This is a genomic window from Saccharopolyspora oryzae (assembly GCF_027853915.1).
GTDB classification, from domain to species: domain Bacteria; phylum Actinomycetota; class Actinomycetes; order Mycobacteriales; family Pseudonocardiaceae; genus Saccharopolyspora; species Saccharopolyspora oryzae.
In genome coordinates, this window is the sequence record NZ_JAQGLA010000003.1 from 60578 (window position 1) to 79922 (window position 19345).

General features: G+C 69.9%; 19 protein-coding genes. 11 read left to right on the forward strand and 8 right to left on the reverse strand.

Translation table 11 applies throughout. The features are described from left to right. The first annotated feature begins 48 nt into the window (after positions 1-48). Genes OU415_RS02895 through OU415_RS02905 form a run of 3 tightly spaced genes read left to right on the forward strand, consistent with a single transcriptional unit; the run spans position 49 to position 2213 of the window. Positions 49-1716 carry a hypothetical protein gene (locus OU415_RS02895; protein ID WP_270946934.1) on the forward strand — a complete coding sequence of 556 codons (1668 nt, stop codon included), beginning with the start codon at positions 49-51 and terminating at the stop codon, positions 1714-1716. Positions 1717-1766: 50 nt separating this feature from the next. Next, positions 1767-1958: a hypothetical protein gene (locus OU415_RS02900; protein ID WP_270946935.1), complete on the forward strand. Its 192-nt coding sequence runs from the start codon at positions 1767-1769 to the stop codon at positions 1956-1958. 18 nt (positions 1959-1976) lie between these two features. After that, a complete protein-coding gene (locus OU415_RS02905) occupies positions 1977-2213 on the forward strand; it encodes a hypothetical protein (protein ID WP_270946936.1) in 237 nt (78 codons plus the stop codon). Between the two features lie 149 nt (positions 2214-2362). On the opposite strand, the gene OU415_RS02910 is transcribed toward OU415_RS02905, so the two are convergent. Next, on the reverse strand, positions 2363-2854 hold the full coding sequence (locus OU415_RS02910) for a YqaA family protein (protein ID WP_270946937.1): 492 nt from the start codon (positions 2852-2854) through the stop codon (positions 2363-2365). A gap of 67 nt (positions 2855-2921) precedes the next feature. Beyond that, positions 2922-3485: a GNAT family N-acetyltransferase gene (locus tag OU415_RS02915; protein ID WP_270946939.1), complete on the reverse strand. Its 564-nt coding sequence runs from the start codon at positions 3483-3485 to the stop codon at positions 2922-2924. Positions 3486-3589: 104 nt separating this feature from the next. Here OU415_RS02915 and OU415_RS02920 point away from each other — a divergent pair, with 104 nt between their 5' ends. After that, entirely contained in the window at positions 3590-4807 is a 1218-nt protein-coding gene (locus OU415_RS02920) for a winged helix-turn-helix domain-containing protein (RefSeq protein WP_270946940.1), read from the forward strand. Positions 4808-4857: 50 nt separating this feature from the next. On the opposite strand, the gene OU415_RS02925 is transcribed toward OU415_RS02920, so the two are convergent. The 3 genes from OU415_RS02925 to OU415_RS02935 all read right to left on the reverse strand — a co-directional run bounded on the left by OU415_RS02925 (position 4858) and on the right by OU415_RS02935 (position 7209). Continuing rightward, on the reverse strand, positions 4858-5388 hold the full coding sequence (locus tag OU415_RS02925) for a hypothetical protein (protein WP_270946941.1): 531 nt from the start codon (positions 5386-5388) through the stop codon (positions 4858-4860). A 228-nt stretch (positions 5389-5616) separates the two neighbouring features. Then, a complete protein-coding gene (locus OU415_RS02930) occupies positions 5617-6621 on the reverse strand; it encodes a DUF4097 family beta strand repeat-containing protein (RefSeq protein ID WP_270946942.1) in 1005 nt (334 codons plus the stop codon). A gap of 15 nt (positions 6622-6636) precedes the next feature. Beyond that, entirely contained in the window at positions 6637-7209 is a 573-nt protein-coding gene (locus tag OU415_RS02935) for a toxin-antitoxin system HicB family antitoxin (RefSeq protein ID WP_270946943.1), read from the reverse strand. Between the two features lie 166 nt (positions 7210-7375). Between OU415_RS02935 and thyX the strand changes: the two genes are divergently transcribed. From thyX to OU415_RS02965, 6 genes are all read left to right on the forward strand, one after another. Further along, positions 7376-8128 (forward strand): FAD-dependent thymidylate synthase, encoded by a 753-nt coding sequence (gene thyX, locus OU415_RS02940; protein ID WP_270946944.1) that lies wholly within the window; start codon positions 7376-7378, stop codon positions 8126-8128. A 152-nt stretch (positions 8129-8280) separates the two neighbouring features. Continuing rightward, a complete protein-coding gene (locus OU415_RS02945) occupies positions 8281-9714 on the forward strand; it encodes a serine/threonine-protein kinase (protein WP_270946945.1) in 1434 nt (477 codons plus the stop codon). 103 nt (positions 9715-9817) lie between these two features. Next, complete coding sequence (locus OU415_RS02950; protein ID WP_270946946.1) at positions 9818-10444, forward strand: TIGR03085 family metal-binding protein; 627 nt, start codon at positions 9818-9820, stop codon at positions 10442-10444. A 147-nt stretch (positions 10445-10591) separates the two neighbouring features. Next, positions 10592-11524, forward strand: a complete 933-nt coding sequence (gene dapA, locus OU415_RS02955; RefSeq protein WP_270946947.1) for a 4-hydroxy-tetrahydrodipicolinate synthase — start codon at positions 10592-10594, stop codon at positions 11522-11524. A 7-nt stretch (positions 11525-11531) separates the two neighbouring features. Further along, positions 11532-13256, forward strand: a complete 1725-nt coding sequence (locus OU415_RS02960) for a ribonuclease J (RefSeq protein WP_270946948.1) — start codon at positions 11532-11534, stop codon at positions 13254-13256. A gap of 227 nt (positions 13257-13483) precedes the next feature. After that, complete coding sequence (locus OU415_RS02965) at positions 13484-13723, forward strand: hypothetical protein (RefSeq protein WP_270946949.1); 240 nt, start codon at positions 13484-13486, stop codon at positions 13721-13723. A 134-nt stretch (positions 13724-13857) separates the two neighbouring features. On the opposite strand, the gene OU415_RS02970 is transcribed toward OU415_RS02965, so the two are convergent. The 3 genes from OU415_RS02970 to OU415_RS02980 form a co-directional block, all read right to left on the reverse strand. After that, positions 13858-15441, reverse strand: coding sequence for an alpha/beta hydrolase (locus OU415_RS02970; protein WP_270946950.1), 1584 nt, complete (start codon positions 15439-15441; stop codon positions 13858-13860). A 306-nt stretch (positions 15442-15747) separates the two neighbouring features. Continuing rightward, a complete protein-coding gene (locus tag OU415_RS02975) occupies positions 15748-16584 on the reverse strand; it encodes a lysophospholipid acyltransferase family protein (RefSeq protein ID WP_270946951.1) in 837 nt (278 codons plus the stop codon). 215 nt (positions 16585-16799) lie between these two features. Then, positions 16800-16967, reverse strand: a complete 168-nt coding sequence (locus OU415_RS02980) for a hypothetical protein (protein ID WP_270946952.1) — start codon at positions 16965-16967, stop codon at positions 16800-16802. Between OU415_RS02980 and OU415_RS02985 the strand changes: the two genes are divergently transcribed. Continuing rightward, entirely contained in the window at positions 16960-19221 is a 2262-nt protein-coding gene (locus OU415_RS02985) for a DNA translocase FtsK (protein WP_270946953.1), read from the forward strand. The two genes, OU415_RS02980 and OU415_RS02985, sit on opposite strands and share 8 nt — an antisense overlap. Positions 19222-19345 lie beyond the last annotated feature (124 nt).

The following is a 19345-nucleotide window of genomic DNA, read 5'->3' on the forward strand; positions in this document are numbered from 1 at the left end:
CTCCGGACCACCCGACCCCGCCTGGAACACGAGAAAGCGGTGGAGCACATGCATTCCCACGTCGCAGCAGCGTCCGGTGTGGACCTGTTGAGCCTGGTGCTGCGGGTGGTGCTGCTGACCAGCACCGCGCTGGTGGCCGGTATCGGCCTCCTGCGGTCGGCGGTGGCGGCCTCGCCGCGGCTGGCTTGGGCTGCGGGTCTGGTCGCCGCGGTGACCAGCGCCGGCTCCGCTGCCGTGCTGGACATCAACATCGGTTTCGCCGTCGTGCACGCGGTCCTCGCGCTCGCGGTGCCGATCTCGCTGCGCTGGAGAGCAGCGGCAACATACCTGGGGTTCGCGCTGGCCTTGCTGCTCATCGCCGAGGCCGCGCTGCAGCACTCTTCGTTCGAGTTCTTCCTCGACACGCTCTTCGCCGCTGTTGCGGTGGTCTGGTTCGGCATCGCCGCGGGGGAGTGGCGATCCGGCAGCGGTCTGCGTCCCGGACCGGTGGCGCTGACCGCCGCACTCGCGCTGGCCGGGGCGGGGACAGCGCAGCTGCTGGCCTCCGGTCTGCTCGACCGGAGGCTGGTGGAAAGCGCGCACGGCCTGGTGCTGCTCGCCCTGGCCGTTTCGGCGCTGGCAGTGCTGGTGCTGACCGTCGTGCTTCGCGACGTGCGCCAGCGCTACCGGTTCGGGGCGGTGGGGGTGCTGGTCGCCGTCGTCGCGTGGACGGCGCTGCCCGGCCTCCCGCCGCCCGGCGACCTGCCCGCTCCCGGAGTGCCCAGGGTGGTGACCGCAGCGGGCACATCTGTGCTGGTCAGCCCGCATCGGCCGGGGCGGAACCTGGTGCACTTCCCGGCGAGCGCGGGGCTGGACGTGGCGGTGGAGACCGCAGCTGGACGTGTTCGCGCGGTGCCTCGCCCGGGCAGTTCCGGGACTTGGGCGGAGGTCGACCTGCCCGCCGGGCGCAGCGACCTCGTCGTGCATCGAGGCGACGACGAGGCGTCGGTGGACGTCGACGCGGGAGAGCTGCCCGCACTGCCCGATGCCGTCGGTCCGGACGGGGCTGAGTGCGCCAGCGCTGGACTGGGCATCTTCGTCGCAGAGGCGCCTCAGGTGCTCGACAGCTGCCCGTCGTCCGGTCTGTCCGAAGAGGACGGTGATGCGCTGCGGAAACTGGTCGGATACCTCGCTTCGGCCTCGGTCCCGACGATCAACGTGGTCGGCGACGAGTCGCCTCGGGGACGTGCGGCGACCGAGCTGGTGACCGCTGAAGCCCAGCAGCGCGGCATCGCCGTTCGCGACGATCCGGACGGTGCGCTGGTCGTGGTGTCGGGGTGGTCGCGCGCGGCTGAGGCGCTGGACGAGGCCAAACGCGGCGAGAACTACCTCTACGGCGTGCAGCTGGCGCCATGGCTGCTGCACGGGCCGGTGGTGAACCAGGTCGCCGGCGTTTCGCTGCCGCTGCGGTTCGACCCCCGCGACCAGCGGTCGCTGATCTACGGGATGACCCTGGCCGCGCGCTTCGGCGGCGAACCGCCGTCGCTCGGCGGGTTCCACCGCTGGCTCGCGGCCCGCGGCGACGGAGTCACCGGGCCGGTCTCCATGTACGCATCCGCGCAGGTCGACGTGATGCAGATGTCCAACCACCCGCACGGCAGCACCGCAGCCGGCCAGTGGATCCCGCAGGGCACCATCGTCGCCGTTTCCGGCCCGCTCGGGCTGGGCAACGGCTGATCGAACTCGGCCGGACCAGCAGGAACCGGCCCGACAGGAGGAGGAAAACCATGTCCGCAACCATCCGCCGATTCGCCGCGGTCTCAGCCGCCGCCATCGCCGCCTGCCTGTTCACCAGCGGGGTGGCCACGGCCGAGCCGATCTGGGTGCTCCCCGGCGTCGACCTCGGCACGCTGCTGGAACCGAGCGTGCAGCTGCCAACGCAGCTGCTGGCGCCCGTAGTCGACATCCTCAACCCCTGATCTGAGAGAGGAACTGCCATGACCAAGCGGAACACCTATCGCGCTCTCACCGCTGCGGTGCTCACCGGTGCTGCGTTGTTCAGCGCTGGACCTGCTGCGTTCGCCGAGGCACCTCGCCAGGACGGCGTGGCCATCGTCGATGAGCCGGACACCAGCGAGCTGAACAACAAGTGGACCTTCGCGCCGTTGGGCGTGCCGATCTTCGGGCTGATCGACTCCGTCAGCGGGGTGCCGAAGAGGTTGGGGCTGGTCTGACCCCGATCGCCGGGCCCGGCGCTTTCCCGTCGCGGGCACGGTCCGCGTGGCCGGCTCGACCTCGGGAAGCGCTGGGCCCGGTTGTTCAGCCCCCGTGCGTCTTTTGGGTCGTCATAGCAGCCCAAAAGACTCACGGTCTTGCTCCGCGGTCAGATCCAGGTGGCGATCACCGCCGGGGCGATCGCCAGGGCGCCGAAGCGGACGAAGCGTCCGACGAAACCGGTGATCAGGAACATGCTCAGCGAGACCTTCGCCCACCCGGCGATCACCGCCACCGCCGCGTACGGCGGGACGCTCAGCGCCGCGCTGAGCAGCATCACCACTGCGGTCCACAGTGGACGCCGTTGGCAGTTGGTGCGGAACTTCTCCAGCCATCGGCGCCACCGACCGGGCTGCTTCTCGCTGCCGTCCTTGCTGAGGAAGAGGCCCGGCAGCTTGATCGCGCCGCGGGCGGCGTAGAAGTGCAGCAGCTTGCCGCCGATCTGGCCGGCTGCGATCACCGCGGCCAGCAGCCACCACGGGACGTCCGTGCCGTTGAGCACCACGCCGATCGCGAACACCTCGACGCTGATCACCGGGATCAGCGCGGAAGCCACCGACACCCCGAAGGTGGTGGACAACAAGCCGATGGTGGCCAGCACGTTCGCTCCCAGCGCGTTCAGACCAGCTGACGGGAGGTCTGCAATCCGAGCACGCTGGCGGACGCGGTCACGGAGTCTTGAGCTGCAGTTCCAGTGGGCCGGACAGGCGGAGCTCCCGCAGCGGGCGTCCACCGGCGTCCAGCGTCCGTACCGTACCGTCCGGTGCCCATCCGGCGGTGCCGAAGAACGACATCGAAGCGGTGTCGGCTTCCGGAACCCAGACGATGCCGCGAGTGGCGCCAGTCGCGGCCAACCGCTGCGCCATCTCGCCCAGCAGCCGGCCGCCGTGGCCGCGGCGTCCCCAACGCGGTTCCACCAGCAGTGCGCTGACCAGTGCAACAGTGCTCGCGTCGGAGGGCACGGTGCCGTTGGCCGCGGCGACTTCCGGTTCCGGTGCGGGGCCGGCGGCGCAGAACCCGACGATCCAGGAGCCTTCGGTGGCGACCAGCACGGTGACCGGCCCTTCGGTCAACGCCTGCTGCCACTCCTGCTCGGCGGCAGCCGGGTCCAGACCGTCCAGCACCTCGGCGGGCAGCAGTTCGGTGTACGCGGTCCGCCAGGTCGTCAACTGGATGCGTGCGATCTCCGCAGCATCGGACGCCACCGCTTCCCGCACCTCGGCATCAGCCATGCGATCAATCTAGAGGTTCCCGCAGTAGCTGTGCGTGGCGGTTCGCGAACTGAACGACGTCACCCCGCGCTGGGTTGTCAGTCCTCGCTGGCACCATCGGGCGGGTGCAGACCATGAGTCCCGACACCGCTCGTCGAGTTGCTTTGGCCGCCCAGGGGTTCGCCGATCCTCCGCCTCGCGGCGAGGTGACGCGGCGACACCTGCAACGCGCGCTGTCCCGGACAAAGCTCCTGCAGATCGACTCGGTCAACGTGGCCGTCCGTGCTCACTACATGCCGCTGTTCAGCCGGCTGGGCGCTTACGCTCCCGAGCTGGTCGACACGGCGGCTTGGTCGCACAGCGCACGACAGCCGCGCCTGCTGGTCGAGTACTGGGCGCACGAGGCGTCGCTCATCCCGATCGAGGACTGGCCGCTGCTGCGCTGGCGCATGCGCGAGTACGGCGGCGCTTGGCGTCGGCGCAGCCGGGAACTCCTCGAACGCTCGCCCGAGCTCGTCGACGACGTCTTGGCCGCGGTCAAGGACCTCGGGCCGATCGGTGCCGGTGCGCTCGAACGCGAGCTCGGCGGTGGTGAGCGCCAAGGGCGTGGCCCCTGGTGGAACCGCACCGACACCAAGCGGGTGTGCGAGCTGCTGTTCGCGATGGGGGAGTTGACCACCGGCACCCGACGGGGCTTCGAACGCCTCTACGACCTGCCCGAACGCGTCCTTCCTGCGGAGGTCCTCGGTCATGAACCCGAGGACGACGAAGCGATCCGGGCGCTGGTCGAGCGGTCCGCCCACGCGCTCGGCGTGGCGACCGAGACCGATCTGCGGGACTACTACCGGCTTTCCCCGGGCCCGTCGAAGCAGGCGGTGGCCGAACTGGTCGAGGACGGCGTGCTCGAGCCCGTCTCGGTGCGCGGTTGGCGGCAGCCCGCGTACCGGTACTCGGCAGCGCGCATTCCGCGCAAGGTCCTCGGCAGAGCGCTGCTGTGCCCGTTCGACCCGCTGATCTGGGAGCGTTCCCGGGCTCAGCGGCTGTTCGACTTCCACTACCGCATCGAGATCTACGTCCCGGAACCCAAGCGGCAGTACGGCTACTACGTCTTCCCCTTCCTGCTCAACGGTGAACTGGTCGCCCGAGTCGACTTGAAGGCCGACCGAGCCTCCGGCGTGCTGCGGGTGCCGGGAGCGTTCGGCGAACCGGACTGCGACCTGGCGGAGGTCGTCCCGGAACTCGCCGCCGCACTCCGCGACATGGCGTCCTGGCTGGGCCTCGACGACGTCGCCATCGGCGACCGCGGCGACCTGTCCAAACCCCTCCGCGCGGTCGTCCGCTAGCCCGCCACTCGCCAGGAGATCACCCCACTCCACCCCGCAGAGCTGCGTCGTCAACCTTCGCAGTCTCCCCGGTGGATCACCCACGTCGAGTGGTCGCCCGGGTCGACGCCTGCCCAGCGCAGAGCCGCAGCTTCGATCGGTAGCAGGCCGTCCACCGGGCCTCCGCACACCGGGCCGCAGTTGCGGACAAGCTCCTTGGACGCCTGGACGGCGATGTCCGTTGCGACCAGCTCTGCATCATCACTGCGGAAGTGCTTGGCCCCAGCTAGAAGTCGTCTCTCGACCTTCTCGCGGAGTAGGAGCATCCGATGTTCGTGCTCCAATGCGTGGCGCTCGGCACGGGCGATCCGTTCGGCGTCCCGACAGGTTCGTTCAGCGAGCAGCGCCACGAACCACTCGGGGGCGGTCTCCGGACTCGCCTTCCATGTCTTGGCTTGGCCGACGGTCAACTGCTGCGTTGCGCCAGCGGCGCGCATCGCCCGTGCAACCTCGTAAACTTTCAACTGCAGAACGTTGGACACGGGTACGGGGCAAAGCGCCCGGTCCGCTTTCTGCTGCGGGTTGGGCTTCGACTTGGCCATTTGTCGACCTGCTCAGTCGCTGTGGGCGGGGAGACCTGGGCTAAGTCCCTTCGGCGGTTGTCCGCTGACGCGTTCAGCGGATTTGTACACAGTGGACTCATGTTGATGGGTTGCGCTGGAGCTTGAGCGTTGCGGGGTGGTGTCGGTGGGCCTGGTCGGGGGAGGCAGGTCCACCGACACCGCAGGTGATCGCCGGGTTCTGTTGCCGCAGTCTTGGTTTCGATTCCGTCAGGTTGCGGTCGTCAGCACGGCATCACCCGTTCCTGTTCGGCCGAAGACCCGGAGCTTCGGCTCTTCTTCCGGGGGTTGGTCGGACACCACCAGGTCGCTGCTCGCGCTGCCGGTGGACGAGGTGAGGTCCACTTCTGCGGCGGTGCCGCGGTGGATCGACACCTGCAGTTCGCCGGAGCCGGTGATCAGCTCGACCTGGCCCTCGGTCGCGTCCGCGATCGTCAGGTCGCCGCTGCCGGAGCGGACCAGCACGTCGGCGGACACCGCGCCGAGCCAGACGTTCCCGCTTCCGGTGGCGACCGACGACGGTGCCTCGAGCGAACTGATCTCGATGTCACCGCTGCCGCTGCGCGCGTGCACGCCGCCGGTCATCGTGCCGAGCCGGAGCTGACCCGAGCCCGACCGAACGGTGGCTCGGTCGGAGGCCTGCTCGATCGACACGGTGCCGGAGCCGGCCTGGACGCCGACCCGGCGCGCTGGGCCCGACACGCGGACCTCGCCGGAGCTGGTGTTCACCGCGACCTCCGAGTCCAGCGGGGCGCGCACCTTCACCGACAGCGGGACGTTCCGCAGCGGCGACGTGGCCGGGGTTCGGATCGCCAGCCGATTGCCGGTCAGGTCGACCCGGGTCCGGCGCACGGCTTCGGCGATCGGCTCCTGCGGCCCGCGGACATCGCCGCCGGAACGGATCCCGGTGTCGAACTGCTCGCTGACCCAGTTCAGCAGGCCGGTCAGTCCGCTCCGCCAGTCCGGTCCGGACGCCGCCGGGTCGTGCCGGACCTCGACGTAGGTCGCCTCGGTGTCGGCCAGTTCGACCGTGACGGGGCCGAGGCTGTTGCCGATGTCGATGCGGATCGGTCCGGAGGTGTCGAAGTCCTGGCTGCGCACCAGTTCCGCGAGCCTCTCCTCGGCTGCCGACCAGCCCTCGTCGCCGGTCGGTCCGACGTCTTCGGGGCCGCGTGGTTCCTCCGGTCCGGTGCCGGAGCTGTCGTTGTTCGTCATCGCGTGCACCGCCTCTCAGCCTTCGACCCAGCCGCGGATGCGCGAGCCGGGCTCACCGCGCCAGCGTCCGCGCGGGCCACCGCCGGGCGGGCCCCACTGGCGTCCGCCGCGCCCGTGCCGCGGGTGGTCCCACGGGCCGCGCGGGCGTCCGGTGTGCAGCGCACCCTGGACCGCTTGGGCGACCCAGGTGTTCAGGGACACGCCCTGGCTCGACGCGGCCTGCTCGGCCTGCGACTTGATCTCCTCGAGCAACCGGAGCGTGATGCGGCTGATGTCACCGCTGTCGCCGCTCGGTGGCGGGGGTGGTGGTTCCTCCTCCTCTTCGTCGTCCACGGCCGGTGGTGGGGCGGAGCCGCTGACCACCACTCGGACATCGCGTCCGTCCAGGCGGATGTCGACGACCGGTCCGTCGAGCTGGGTCGTCACCTCTGCGGCGAGGTCGGACAGGGCGTTCATGATGGCCAGCCGCGCGGCAGGCTCGATCGCGCCGGACAGCACCGCCGCGGTCTGCCGGGTCTGGTCGTCGCCGGCGGATGCGGCCGAGGTCAGGTCTTCGCGAAGCTGGTCGATGTACGGGTTGAGATCCATGACGCCATGGTGGCACCAGAGTTGACGTCATGCAATGACTCGATGGTGTCATCCGGCGTCACGGGATCTCGTCGGGCTCGCCGGATAGGCTCGGAGGGCACGTCGGGGAGTCGTCGTGCGGCGGTCGTCGACCGCTGGACGGGAGCAAGGAAGGGGTCCGCTCGTCGTGACCGAGATCGTTCGGCCCAAGGTGCAGCTGATCGGCAAGACCGAGTTCTTCCCACCGGAGGACGTGGACTGGTCGACCGACGCCGACGGCGGGCAGGCGCTGGCCGAGTTCGCCGGTCGGGCGTGCTACCAGTCCTGGCACAAGCCGAACCCGGCCACCGCGACCAACGCCGGCTACCTGAAGCACATCCTCGACGTCGGCCACCTGTCCGTGCTGGAGCACGGCACGGTGTCGTTCTACCTGTCCGGGATCTCGCGCTCGCTGACCCACGAGCTGATCCGCCACCGCCACTTCTCCTACTCGCAGCTGTCCCAGCGCTACGTGCCGGAGAACGACGCCGCGGTGGTGGAGCCCGACATCATCGCGAACGACCCGGAGCTGCACGAGAAGTTCGTCGAGGCGGCCGAGGCCAGCGCGGCGGCTTACGACGAGCTGCTGGCCGCGCTGGAGGAGCGGTTCGCCGACGAGCCGAAGGCGACGCTGCGCCGCAAGCAGGCCCGGCAGGCCGCCCGCTCGGTGCTGCCGAACGCCACCGAGACCCGCATCGTCGTCACCGGCAACTACCGCGCCTGGCGGCACTTCATCGGGATGCGCGCGTCCGAGCACGCCGACGTCGAGATCCGCGCGCTGGCCGTGGAATGCCTGCGCCAGCTGCAGAAGGCGGCGCCGAACGTCTTCAGCGACTTCGAGATCACCGAGCTGGCGGACGGCACGGAGGTCGCCTCCAGCCCGCTCGTCACCGAAGGCTGACCCCGTCACGCAAGTTCTCGCCGCTCTGAGTGGAACCCGTTGCGGTTCCGCGCAGTCCAACTGAGCGCCTCGGTCATCTGATTGGATGAAAGAGGGGTTCGGATCGTTTGCGCTGCGTGGTCGCGCGTGCGCACGGGTGTGAGGACATCGCAGTGGTGGAGCAGGTCGGGTCGGGCGCGCAGACCAGGCTGATCGGTGGTCGGTACCAGGTGGTCCAGGAGCTCGGCCGCGGTGGCATGGGCATCGTCTGGCGGGCGTGGGACCAGGTGATCGGCCGGGAGGTCGCGATCAAGGAGCTGCACCTGCCCGACGGCGTGCCGCCGGCGGAACGCCAGGTCTACGAGGAGCGGGTGCTCCGCGAGGCCCGCACGGCGGGGCGGCTCAACGACCCCGCGGTGGTCACGGTGCACGACGTGCTCGCCGAGTCCGGCACGACCTACATCGTGATGGAGCTGGTGCAGGCGGTCACGCTCAACCAGCACGTCGCCCAGCACGGTCCACTGCGCCCGGAGCAGGCCGCTGACCTGGCTCGACAGGTGCTCTCCGCGCTGGAGAGCGCGCACGCGGCGGGCATCGTGCACCGCGACGTCAAGCCGAGCAACATCATGGTCGCCGACGGCCGCGTCAAGCTGGCCGACTTCGGCATCGCGCAGACCCTCGACGACCCGCGGCTGACCACCAGCGGCGCGATCGTCGGTTCGCCGTCGTTCATGGCGCCGGAGCGGTTGCAGGGCGCGGACGCGAGCCCGGCCAGCGACCTGTGGTCGTTGGGCGCGACGTTGTTCTTCGCGGTGGAGGGCTGGATGCCCTTCGAACGCCAGACCACCGCGGCCACCTTGAACGCGGTGCTGAACGAGCACCCGCAGCTCTCCCGTCCGCACGGCGTCGTCGGATCGGTGATCGCCGGTCTGCTGATCAACGACCCGCGTGCGCGGTTCACCGGCCCGCAGGTCCGCGCGCTGCTGGACAGCGTGCCCGCCAACGGCTCGCCCGAGCAGACGCGGCCGGCCACTCGCGTGGCGTCACCGCAGCAGCAGAAGAGGAGCCTGAAGCCGTGGCTGATCGGCGGGGCCGTCACCGCGGTGGTCCTGTTCCTCGCCGGTCTGCTGGTCGGGCGGTTCGCGCTGGTCGGCGGTGGTGATCCGATCGCGATGGAGCCGACGCTGACCTTCGGCAAGGGCGGTGACGTCGAGGCCCTCGCCATGGACAGCGACAAGTGCGGAATCGGCAAGGTCGCGGCCGGGGCCAACCTCACCCAGGGCACGTCGTGCACGGATCCGCACGACTTCGAGCTGTACGCGGAATCCAGCGTGTTCGGGTCCGGTGACTACGACCTGCCCTACCCGGGCGAGGAAGACCTGGCCCGCTTCGGCGAGGCCTACTGCTCGGTCTACTTCAACTCGAACAAGGTCCTCACCCCGGGCAAGCAGACGGCGCTGCGCTTCGTCGCGCTGATCCCGTCCGAGCAGAGCTGGAAGGACCGGGCGGTCAGCGCCACCAGCGGCGAGACCCTGGGTGACCAGGACGTCCACTGCGCCGCCTACAGCGCGAACGGCGACAAGCTGCAGACCTCCATCACCGGCTGACCGGCGGCTCCGGGCACCTCGCGCTCGGAGCACGGGACGACATGCCGGGGCGTTCGGGGCGGAAGGCCGGAAGTGGATCACCGGTACGCACTAAGGTGGGCTCATGGGTGTCGCCAGCGATGAACGCCAGCAGTTGTGCGATCTGTTCGAGCAGCTCGGTCCGGACGCGCCGACGCTGTGCGAGGGGTGGGCGACCCGGGACCTCGCCGTGCACCTGGTGGTGCGGGAGCGCCGACCCGACGCGCTGGCCGGGAAGTTCCTGAAGTCGCTGTCCGAGCGCAGCGAGCGGATCGAGGACGAGCTGCGGGCCCTGCCCTGGCCCGAGCTGGTCGACCAGGTGCGGCAGGGGCCGCCGAAGTGGAACCCGATGGGCCTGGCGGGCGTGGACGAGGCGGTCAACGCCGCCGAGTTCTACGTGCACCACGAGGACGTCCGCCGCGCCCAGCCGGACTGGCAGCCCAGGCCGTCGGAGCCGGAGCGCGAAGAGGCGCTGTGGAAGTCGCTGGGCCGGATGGCGCGCATGTTCTACGGCCGCAGCCCGGTGGGCGTGGTGCTGCGCCGTCCGGACGGCACGGAGATCGCGGCCAAGCGCGGTCCGCGCACGGTCCGGATCCTCGGCGAGCCGAGCGAGCTGGTCCTGCACGCGTTCAGCCGACGTGCTGCGAAGGTCACGTTCGACGGCAACGAGGCCGACGTGCTCGCGGTCCAGGATTTGCGCCGTTCCCTCTGACCCCGGAGACGGAAACTCCGCCGCAACAGGCCCGTCGAGCCGGAAGATGCACGGCTGAGAACGGGCTCAGGTGAGGGGTTTTCGGAATGTGCCGTGATCCCGGTCCGGGCGCTTTGAGCAGGGAAGTCACCAGGTAGCGTCGGGGGCATGACCGCCTGCCCCACTGCGATTCCGGGCCGCCCGTTCGGCCGCGTCCTGACCGCCATGGTCACGCCGTTCGACGAGGACGGGAAGCTCGATCTCAAACTGGCCCAGGAGCTGGCCACGTACCTGGTGGACAGCGTCGGGAACGACGGGTTGGTCGTCAACGGCACCACCGGCGAGAGCCCCACGACCAGCGACCACGAGAAGGAGCAGCTGCTGCGCGCCGTGGTCGAGGCGGTGGGGGACCGCGCGACCGTGGTGGCCGGTGCGGGCACCAACAACACCGAGCACTCCGTCGAGCTCGCCCGCTCCGCGGAGAAGGCCGGGGCGCACGGTCTGCTCGTGGTCACGCCGTACTACTCGCGGCCGCCGCAGGAGGGCCTGTTCCAGCACTTCTGGACGGTCGCCGACGCCACCGAGCTGCCGGTGATGCTCTACGACATCCCGCCGCGCTCCGTCGTGCCGATCCAGGTCGACACGCTCAAGCGGCTGGCCGAGCACCCGCAGATCAAGGCGGTCAAGGACTCCAAGCACGACCTGCTGGCGGGCAGCGAGGTCCTGGCGGCCACCGACCTCGCCTACTACTCGGGCGAGGACCCGCTGAACCTGCCGTGGCTGTCGGTCGGCGCGGTCGGTTTCGTCAGCGTGATCGGCCACGTCGTGGGCGACCGCCTGCGCAGCATGCTCGACGCCTACGAGGCCGGTGACGTCGCGGGCGCCCGGGAGATCCACAACGGTCTGCTTCCGGTGTACCGGTCGATGAACTTCGTCGGCGGGGTCATCTTCTCCAAGACGGCATTGCGGTTGTGCGGGTACGAAACGGGCCAGCCGCGGCTGCCGCTGCCCGCCGCCACCGAGGAGCAGGTTCGGTTGATCACCAGCGACCTGTGGGATGCTGGCCTGGTATTGGTCAATCCGGACGCCGCACAGAGGTGAACCAGCGTTGAGCGCAAAGGCGACAGCCACCGAGTACCACCCGGTGACGCCGATTTCTTCGGCCCCACCGCCCCAGTTGGCCGAGGGTGGGCTGCGAGTCGTTGCGCTCGGCGGCATCGGCGAGGTCGGTCGGAACATGACCGTCTTCGAGTACGACGGCCGGCTGCTGGTCGTCGACTGCGGTGTGCTGTTCCCCGAGGACGACGCGCCGGGCGTGGACCTGATCCTGCCGGACTTCGCGGCGATCGAGAACCGGCTCGAGGACATCGAGGCGCTGGTGCTCACGCACGGCCACGAGGACCACATCGGGGCGGTGCCGTTCCTGCTGCGCCTGCGCCCGGACCTGCCGGTGGTGGGTGCGAAGTTCACCCTCGCGCTGCTGGCGGCCAAGTGCCGCGAGCACCGGCTGAACCCGGTGCTGGTGGAGGTCTCCGAGGGCGAGCGCAGCAAGCACGGCGCGTTCGACCTGGAGTTCTTCGCGGTCAACCACTCCATCCCGGACGCGCTGGCGGTGGCCATCCGCACGCCGGCCGGGGTCGCGCTGCACACCGGTGACATCAAGCTGGACCAGCTGCCGCTGGACGGCCGGCTGACCGACCTGGCCGGGTTCTCCCGGCTCGGCGACGAGGGCGTGGACCTGTTCCTGGTCGACTCCACCAACGCCGAGGTGCCCGGGTTCGTCACGCCGGAGCGCGAGATCGGCCCGGTGCTGGACAACGTGATCGGCAAGGCGACGCAGCGGGTTATCGTGGCCTGCTTCGCCAGCCACGTGCACCGCGTGCAGCAGGTGCTCGACGTCGCCGAGGCGCACGGCCGCAAGGTCTGCTTCGTCGGCCGCTCGATGGTGCGCAACATGGGCATCGCAGCGGACCTGGGCATGCTGAACGTGCCGGACGGCCTGCTGGTCGACCTCGACGAGGCGCTGTCCATGCCCGAGCACGAGGTCGCGTTCGTCTCGACCGGTTCGCAGGGCGAGCCGCTGTCCGCGCTGTCCCGGATGGCGCGCGGCGAGCACAAGCAGATCCGCATCCGCGCCGGTGACACCGTGGTGCTGGCCAGCTCGCTGATCCCGGGCAACGAGACCGCGGTGTTCGGTGTGGTCAACGGCCTGGTGCGGCTGGGTGCGCAGGTGGTGCACCAGGGGCACGCGAAGGTGCACGTGTCCGGGCACGCCTCGGCCGGTGAGCTGCTGTACCTCTACAACGCGGTGCGCCCGAGCAACGTGATGCCGGTGCACGGCGAGTGGCGGCACCTGCGGGCGAACGCCGAGCTCGCGCGGCTGACCGGTGTGCCCGCGGACCGCGTGGTGATCGCCGAGGACGGCGTGGTGGTCGACCTGCTCGACGGGATCGCCAGCATCGCCGGGCGCGTCGAGGTCGGTCACGTCTACGTCGACGGCCTGTCCGTCGGCGACGTGGGGGAGTCGACGCTGTCCGATCGCCTGGTGCTGGGCGAGGGCGGGTTCATCGCGATCACGGTCGCGGTGGAGGCCGCGACGGGCCGCGCGGTGTCGTCGCCGACGATCTCCGGGCGCGGCTTCTCCGACGACCCGAAGGCGCTGGACGACGTGGTGCCGCTGGTCGAGATGGAGCTGGCCCGCACCGAGGCGGAGGGCATCACCGACACCCACCGGATCGCGCAGGCGGTGCGCCGCGTGGTCGGCCGCTGGGTCGCCGAGACCTACCGCCGCCGTCCGATGATCGTGCCCAACGTGCTGCCGGTCGGATCCTGATCCATCCACCGTACGAGCGGTCGTTTCGGCCACTCCATCCCACTTTTCCGATTACTCCGCGTTGTTCGGTTCGCCACCGGGTGGTCTGCGGTCCTCGTTGGAGGGACACGGCAGGCCCCGGTGGAGATCCGCTGGGACTGTGGTGACGCCGGTCCGGAGGTGCCCACCCCGACGCGGGGGCGCGGCGGGCCGGCGGAACCGCCAAATCGGAGGATTGGGGTCTTCAGGTGCGTACTTCAACTCGACTTCTCGGTGCAGCGGCCGCAACGGCTGCGATGCTGGCGATCGGTTCCCCGGCCTTCGCCGACAGCGCCGACAACGACGGGATCAACCTGCTGAACGACAACAACGTCAGCGTGCTGCCGGTCCAGTTGTGCGGCAACAACGTCGGCGTCCTGGCGCTGGTCGTCCCGATCGCCTCGCCGCAGGCCAACGCCTGCGTCAACGCACCGATCTGGGACCACTGACCCAGAACCTCGCGCACCAGAAGGGCCGAGCTCCCACCGGAGCTCGGCCCATCTGCACGTCGGCATCCACCAGGCCCGTGAGCACTTTGGGTCGCTGCAGCAACCCAAAGTGCTCACGGGTCTGGAACCGGGCGTCAGTGCCAGGTGGATTGGAGGGCCTTCTGCAGGGCCTCCGGTTGTTGGGAGCGCTTGGTCGTCATCGTTGTCGGGCCGGTCTCCGGGGTTGGCTTGGGTAGCGGGTCGCACTTGGTGTCCGGGCCGTTGCCCGGTTGGCGCGGTGGGAGCTTTCCCGTGGCCAGGTAGTCCGCGATCTGGTCGTCCAGGCAGGTGTTGCCGCTCAAGGAGCCCGAGTGGGTCGTGCCGCCGGGGAGGCTGATCAGGCTGGCGCCGGGGAAGCGCTTGCGGGCTTCCAGGGCTCCCGGGAACGGGGTTGCCGCGTCCAGCTCTTCGCTGATCAGGAGGGCGCTGTCGACCTTGCTGCCGTCCACCTCGACCGGCTTGCCGGGCTTGGCCGGCCAGGACAGGCACGGGGCGTTGTACCAGGTGTTGGACCAGGTTTCGAACGGCGCCTTCTCGTGGATGTCCCAGCTGTCCTGGCGCCACTGCTCCCAGCTCTGCGGCCACTTCACGTCCGTGCACTGGACCGCCAGGTAGACCGCGAAGCCGTTGTCGTCGCCCGGCGTGTTGGAGCCGTCGTAGATCTTCTTCAGCGTTTCCCAGTCGCCGTTGTGCACCCAGCCCGCGAAGGCCTTGGCGCGGCTGTCCCACGCCGACTGCGAGTAGCCCGCGGTCAGGAACACGTCGACCCACTCGTCGGGCCCGATCACGCCACCAGCGGGTTCTTTGTCGAGTGCGGCCTGCTGCTCGTAGAACAGCTTCTCCACGTCCGCACCGGTCTTGCCCAGGTGGTAGACGTCGTCGTGCTCGGCGACCCAGTCGAAGAAGATCTTGATGTTGCGGTCGAAGGCCACGTCCTGGTTCAGGTTCGCGTCGTACCAGACGTCCTCGACGTTCACCACGCCGTCCATCACCACGCGCCGCATCCGGTCCGGGTGCAGGGTGCCGTAGACCTGGCCGAGGTAGGTGCCGTAGGAGAAGCCGTAGTAGTTGATCTGGTCAGCACCCAGCGCCTTGCGGATGCTGTCCATGTCCTCGACGGTGTCGGTGGTCTTGACGTGCTCGAGGAGCTTGCCGTTGTTGCCGCAAGCGCGGGCGTACCCCTCGGAGCGGTCCAGCCAGGTCTTCTCCAGCTCCGGCGTCGTGGGCACGTAGTTCGGCCGGTCGTAGGAGAAGTAGTTCGGATCGCAGGAGATCGCCGGCAGGCTCGAGCCGACGCCGCGCGGGTCGAAGCCGATCCAGTCGTAGGCGGCGCCTGCGCCCTTGGGCACGTACGCGCCGAGCGTGGACAGGCTCAGCCCGGAACCGCCCGGGCCGCCCGGGTTGACCAGCATGACGCCCTGGTACTGGTCGTCGGGCACGGTGTGCTTGATCCGGGAGACCGCGAGCGAGATCTGCTCGCCCGCCGGGTCGGCGTAGTCCATCGGGACCTGCAGCATCCCGCACTCCGCGCCGGCCTTCTGCAGGTCCTCGTCGGAGCACTGACCCCATTGGATCGGCGTCGGGTCGAACCCAGGTGGTGCCGGAGCCGCGCTCGCGGCCGCCGGTGACAGACCTGCGAGCAGCCCGACCGCCATCGCAGCGGTGACGACTTTTCTCACGAATGTCCCCGTCCGTCCGGTTGTGCCCACTACCAGCGGTGAGCAATGTGGACAGTAAAGGGGATCAGCCGCGCGGTGGCCGCATGCTTGGCGAGAATTGGTCTACCCGGGGGAATTTCGGCGTGGGAGCTGCGCTCGATCGCCCGCGCAGCGTGATCGTGCCGTTACCAGGGGCGATCGGGTCCGATGTGGAGGCCCTGCTGAAAGGCCGCCCGGATGCGGCTGATCGGAGGAATCAGCCGCACGGTTCCAGTCCTCGCGCGCGGATGAGCGGAGACCGCTCTGGGCCGGGCGATCGGACGCCGATCAGGGGCGCCAGGGGCTGGGTTTGTCCGTGGCCGGGCGGGTGGGGTCGAGGTGGTGCGGTGCGCCGAGTTCGCCGGTGCGGAGGGTGGTCAGGCCTTCGGCGATGGCGCGCATGATGCGGTCGCGGGCCCGGGCCGCGTCGCCGACCCGGTCGGCGGAGAGGTCGCTGAGGTCGACCGGGGATCCGAAGTGGACCCGCAGCCTCGGCCGGCGGCGGACCGCGCGCAGCCACGAGGCGAAGAGAATCCACAGGTCGCGGGCGCTTTCCACGGTGACCATGCCGTAGCACATCGCCTCGTGGGCACCCCACTGGCTGATCGGCACCACGGTCGCGCCGGAGGCCAGCGCCATGCGGGCCACGCCGGTCTTCCCGCGCTCCGGCCACATGTCCGGTTCGAGGGTGATGCGGCCCTCCGGGTACAGCAGCACCGGGTGATCGTCGCTGGTCAGCGCGGCGACCGCCTTGCCCATCGCCTCGGCCGCCGTGGCCTTGCCGCGGTCGACGCGGACGTGGCGGCAGCGGCGCAGCAGGCCGCCCAGCACCGGGGTCTCGAACAGACCGGCGGTGGCCATGAAGCGGGGCGCCAACCTGCGCGTCCGGCAGGCCGCGATCAGGACCAGCGGGTCCAGGTTGCCGATGTGGTTGGCGGCCAGCAGCAGCGGCTTGCCGCGCAGTTCGTCCGGCACGTCACCGGTGACCTCCAGGCGGCCGGTGACGGCGACGACGGCGCGATCCACCCGCATCAGCGCACGCCACAGCAGCGGCGCGGCGCGGAACAGCTTCTCGCGGTCGGTTCGGCGTGTCGGCTCGTGCTGACCGGACGGGAGGGCAACCATGATGTTCGAGGATCTCACGCCAGGTGCCCCGTTCGGGGCACAACACCCGAGAAAACGTCCGAACCGCCATCTGCAGTGGCTGTTGTGACCGGAGGGACGGGTGCGGATACCGTGTGGGGCATGGCGAGCCGGACATCGAACGGGGGACGTGGCTCGGCGCGCAGCAAAAGCGCCACCAAGAGTAGCGGCTCCGGATCCCGCAGTGGCGGATCGACTCAGAGCAAGTCCCGCGCGAAGTCGGGCACCAGCAGCCGGAAGAGCACGGCGAAGCCGCGCGGCTCGACGCATGCGCCGCGGCGGCAACCGGCGAAGCGCAGCACGCGGTCCCGCGGTGGCGGGGGAGTGGCGCGCGGCGTCGGCAGCGTGGTGCGGGCGATGGGCAAGACCCGGGAGCTCGACCCGGCGCACCGGCGCGACGGACTCGCCCTGATCTTCCTGGCCACCGCCGTCATCGCCGCCGCGGGCGTGTGGTGGCAGGCCGGTGGCCCCGTCGGGCACGGGTTCGACCTGGCGCTGCGCTCGGTCATCGGTTCGGCCGCGGTGGTGCTGCCGCTCGTGCTGCTGGTCACCGCGATCCTGCTGATGCGCACCGAGAGCACCGCCGAAGCACGGCCGCGGGTGGTGATCGGGTCGCTGCTGCTGATCCTCAGCACGCTCGGTGTCCTCCACATCGCCAAGGGTTCCCCGCTGGAGCCGGAGAAGTGGCCCGAGGCCGGGGGTGCGCTCGGATTCGTCGCGGGCGGACCGCTGGAGTACGGGCTCACGCCGTGGGTCGCCGTACCGGTCCTGGTGCTGTTCGGGCTGTTCGGGTTGCTGGTGCTCACCGGTACTTCGGTGCGCGACATCAGCGACTGGATGCGCGGCGTCGGGTACGAGGACGAGGACGACGAGCCCGCCGAGCCGAAGAAGAGGTCGAAGCGGGCGAAGGCGGAGGACGCGGAGCCGACCGACGTCAAGCTGCGCCGTCCGTCGCGGCGGCGGCAGGCGGCGATGGCCGAGGACCAGGACCCGCAGCTGTCGCTCGAAGACGTGCCGGAGGAGCCGGCACCGGCGCCCAAGCCGAAGGCCGCCGCTGCCGCGGTGCCGGCCCAGTCCGCGCCGGAGAAGCCGAAGAAGAGCGACAAGCCGCAGATCAGCCGCAGCGTCGAAGGCGACTACAACCTGCCGCCGCTGGACGTGCTCACCGACGGCGAACCGCCGAAGAACCGCAGCCGCGCCAACGATCAGATGATCGAGGCGATCACCGCGGTGCTCGAGCAGTTCAACATCGACGCGCAGGTCACCGGCTTCACCCGCGGCCCGACCGTCACCCGCTACGAGGTCGAGCTCGGGCCGGGCGTGAAGGTCGAGAAGATCACCGCGCTGACCAAGAACATCGCCTACGCGGCGGCCACCGACAACGTGCGGCTGCTGGCGCCGATCCCCGGCAAGTCCGCGGTCGGCATCGAGGTGCCCAACACCGACCGCGAGATGGTGCGCCTCGGCGACGTGCTGCGCTCCGACCAGGCGACCAAGGACGGTCACCCGCTGGTGATGGGCCTGGGCAAGGACATCGAAGGCCACATGGTCACCGCGAACCTGGCCAAGATGCCGCACCTGCTGGTCGCCGGTTCCACCGGTTCCGGTAAGTCCAGCTTCGTCAACTCCATGCTGGTGTCGCTGCTGGCGCGGGCGACGCCGCAGGAGGTCAGGATGATCCTGATCGACCCGAAGATGGTGGAGCTGACGCCCTACGAAGGCATCCCGCACCTGATCACGCCCATCATCACCCAGCCGAAGAAGGCCGCCGCCGCGCTGGCCTGGCTGGTGGAGGAGATGGAGCAGCGCTACCAGGACATGCAGGCCAACCGGGTGCGGCACATCGACGACTTCAACAAGAAGGTGAAGTCCGGCGAGATCACCGCCCCGCTGGGCAGCGAGCGCGAGTACCGGCCGTACCCGTACATCCTGGCCATCGTCGACGAGCTCGCGGACCTGATGATGACCGCGCCGCGCGACGTCGAGGACGCCATCGTGCGCATCACGCAGAAGGCGCGCGCCGCGGGCATCCACCTGGTGCTGGCCACCCAGCGGCCGTCGGTGGACGTGGTGACCGGTCTGATCAAGACCAACGTGCCGTCCCGGCTGGCGTTCGCCACCTCGTCGCTGACCGACTCGCGGGTCATCCTCGACCAGCCCGGCGCCGAGAAGCTGATCGGCATGGGCGACGCGCTGTACCTGCCGATGGGGGCGTCGCGGCCGGCTCGCGTGCAGGGCGCGTTCGTCGCCGACGACGAGATCCACCGGATCGTCTCGTTCGCCAAGGACCAGGCCGACCCGGAGTACACCGACGGGGTCACCGCGGCCAAGGCGGCGGACAAGAAGGAGATCGACTCCGACATCGGCGACGACCTGGACGTGCTGCTGCAGGCCGCGGAGCTCGTGGTGACCAGCCAGTTCGGTTCGACCTCGATGCTGCAGCGCAAGCTGCGGGTCGGGTTCGCCAAGGCCGGGCGGTTGATGGACCTGCTGGAATCGCGCGGCGTGGTCGGCCCGTCGGAGGGTTCGAAGGCGCGCGAGGTCCTGATCAAGCCGGACGAGATGGAGAACGCGCTGTACGCGATCCGCGGTGGGCCTTCTCCCGACGAGGACGAATGATTTCCGCTGGTCATGTCCCGTGAGCACTTTGGGTCGCCATAACAACCCAAAGTGCTCACGGGCACTCGGCAGGCGGATCAAGAGGGCTTCGTTCTTCGCGTTTTCACCAGCATTTTCCGATCGC

Bases quoted from the DNA above. Each gene is read 5' to 3' on its own strand.
- OU415_RS02935 (WP_270946943.1), bottom strand. From the start codon at position 7,209: ATGGATCTCAACCCGTACATCGACCAGCTTCGCGAAGACCTGACCTCG.
- OU415_RS02915 (WP_270946939.1), bottom strand. From the start codon at position 3,485: ATGGCTGATGCCGAGGTGCGGGAAGCGGTGGCGTCCGATGCTGCGGAG.
- OU415_RS02975 (WP_270946951.1), bottom strand. From the start codon at position 16,584: ATGGTTGCCCTCCCGTCCGGTCAGCACGAGCCGACACGCCGAACCGAC.
- OU415_RS02925 (WP_270946941.1), bottom strand. From the start codon at position 5,388: ATGGCCAAGTCGAAGCCCAACCCGCAGCAGAAAGCGGACCGGGCGCTT.
- OU415_RS02905 (WP_270946936.1), top strand. From the start codon at position 1,977: ATGACCAAGCGGAACACCTATCGCGCTCTCACCGCTGCGGTGCTCACC.
- OU415_RS02900 (WP_270946935.1), top strand. From the start codon at position 1,767: ATGTCCGCAACCATCCGCCGATTCGCCGCGGTCTCAGCCGCCGCCATC.
- OU415_RS02985 (WP_270946953.1), top strand. From the start codon at position 16,960: ATGGGCAAGACCCGGGAGCTCGACCCGGCGCACCGGCGCGACGGACTC.
- OU415_RS02950 (WP_270946946.1), top strand. From the start codon at position 9,818: ATGGGTGTCGCCAGCGATGAACGCCAGCAGTTGTGCGATCTGTTCGAG.
- OU415_RS02895 (WP_270946934.1), top strand. From the start codon at position 49: ATGCATTCCCACGTCGCAGCAGCGTCCGGTGTGGACCTGTTGAGCCTG.
- OU415_RS02930 (WP_270946942.1), bottom strand. From the start codon at position 6,621: ATGACGAACAACGACAGCTCCGGCACCGGACCGGAGGAACCACGCGGC.
- dapA (WP_270946947.1), top strand. From the start codon at position 10,592: ATGACCGCCTGCCCCACTGCGATTCCGGGCCGCCCGTTCGGCCGCGTC.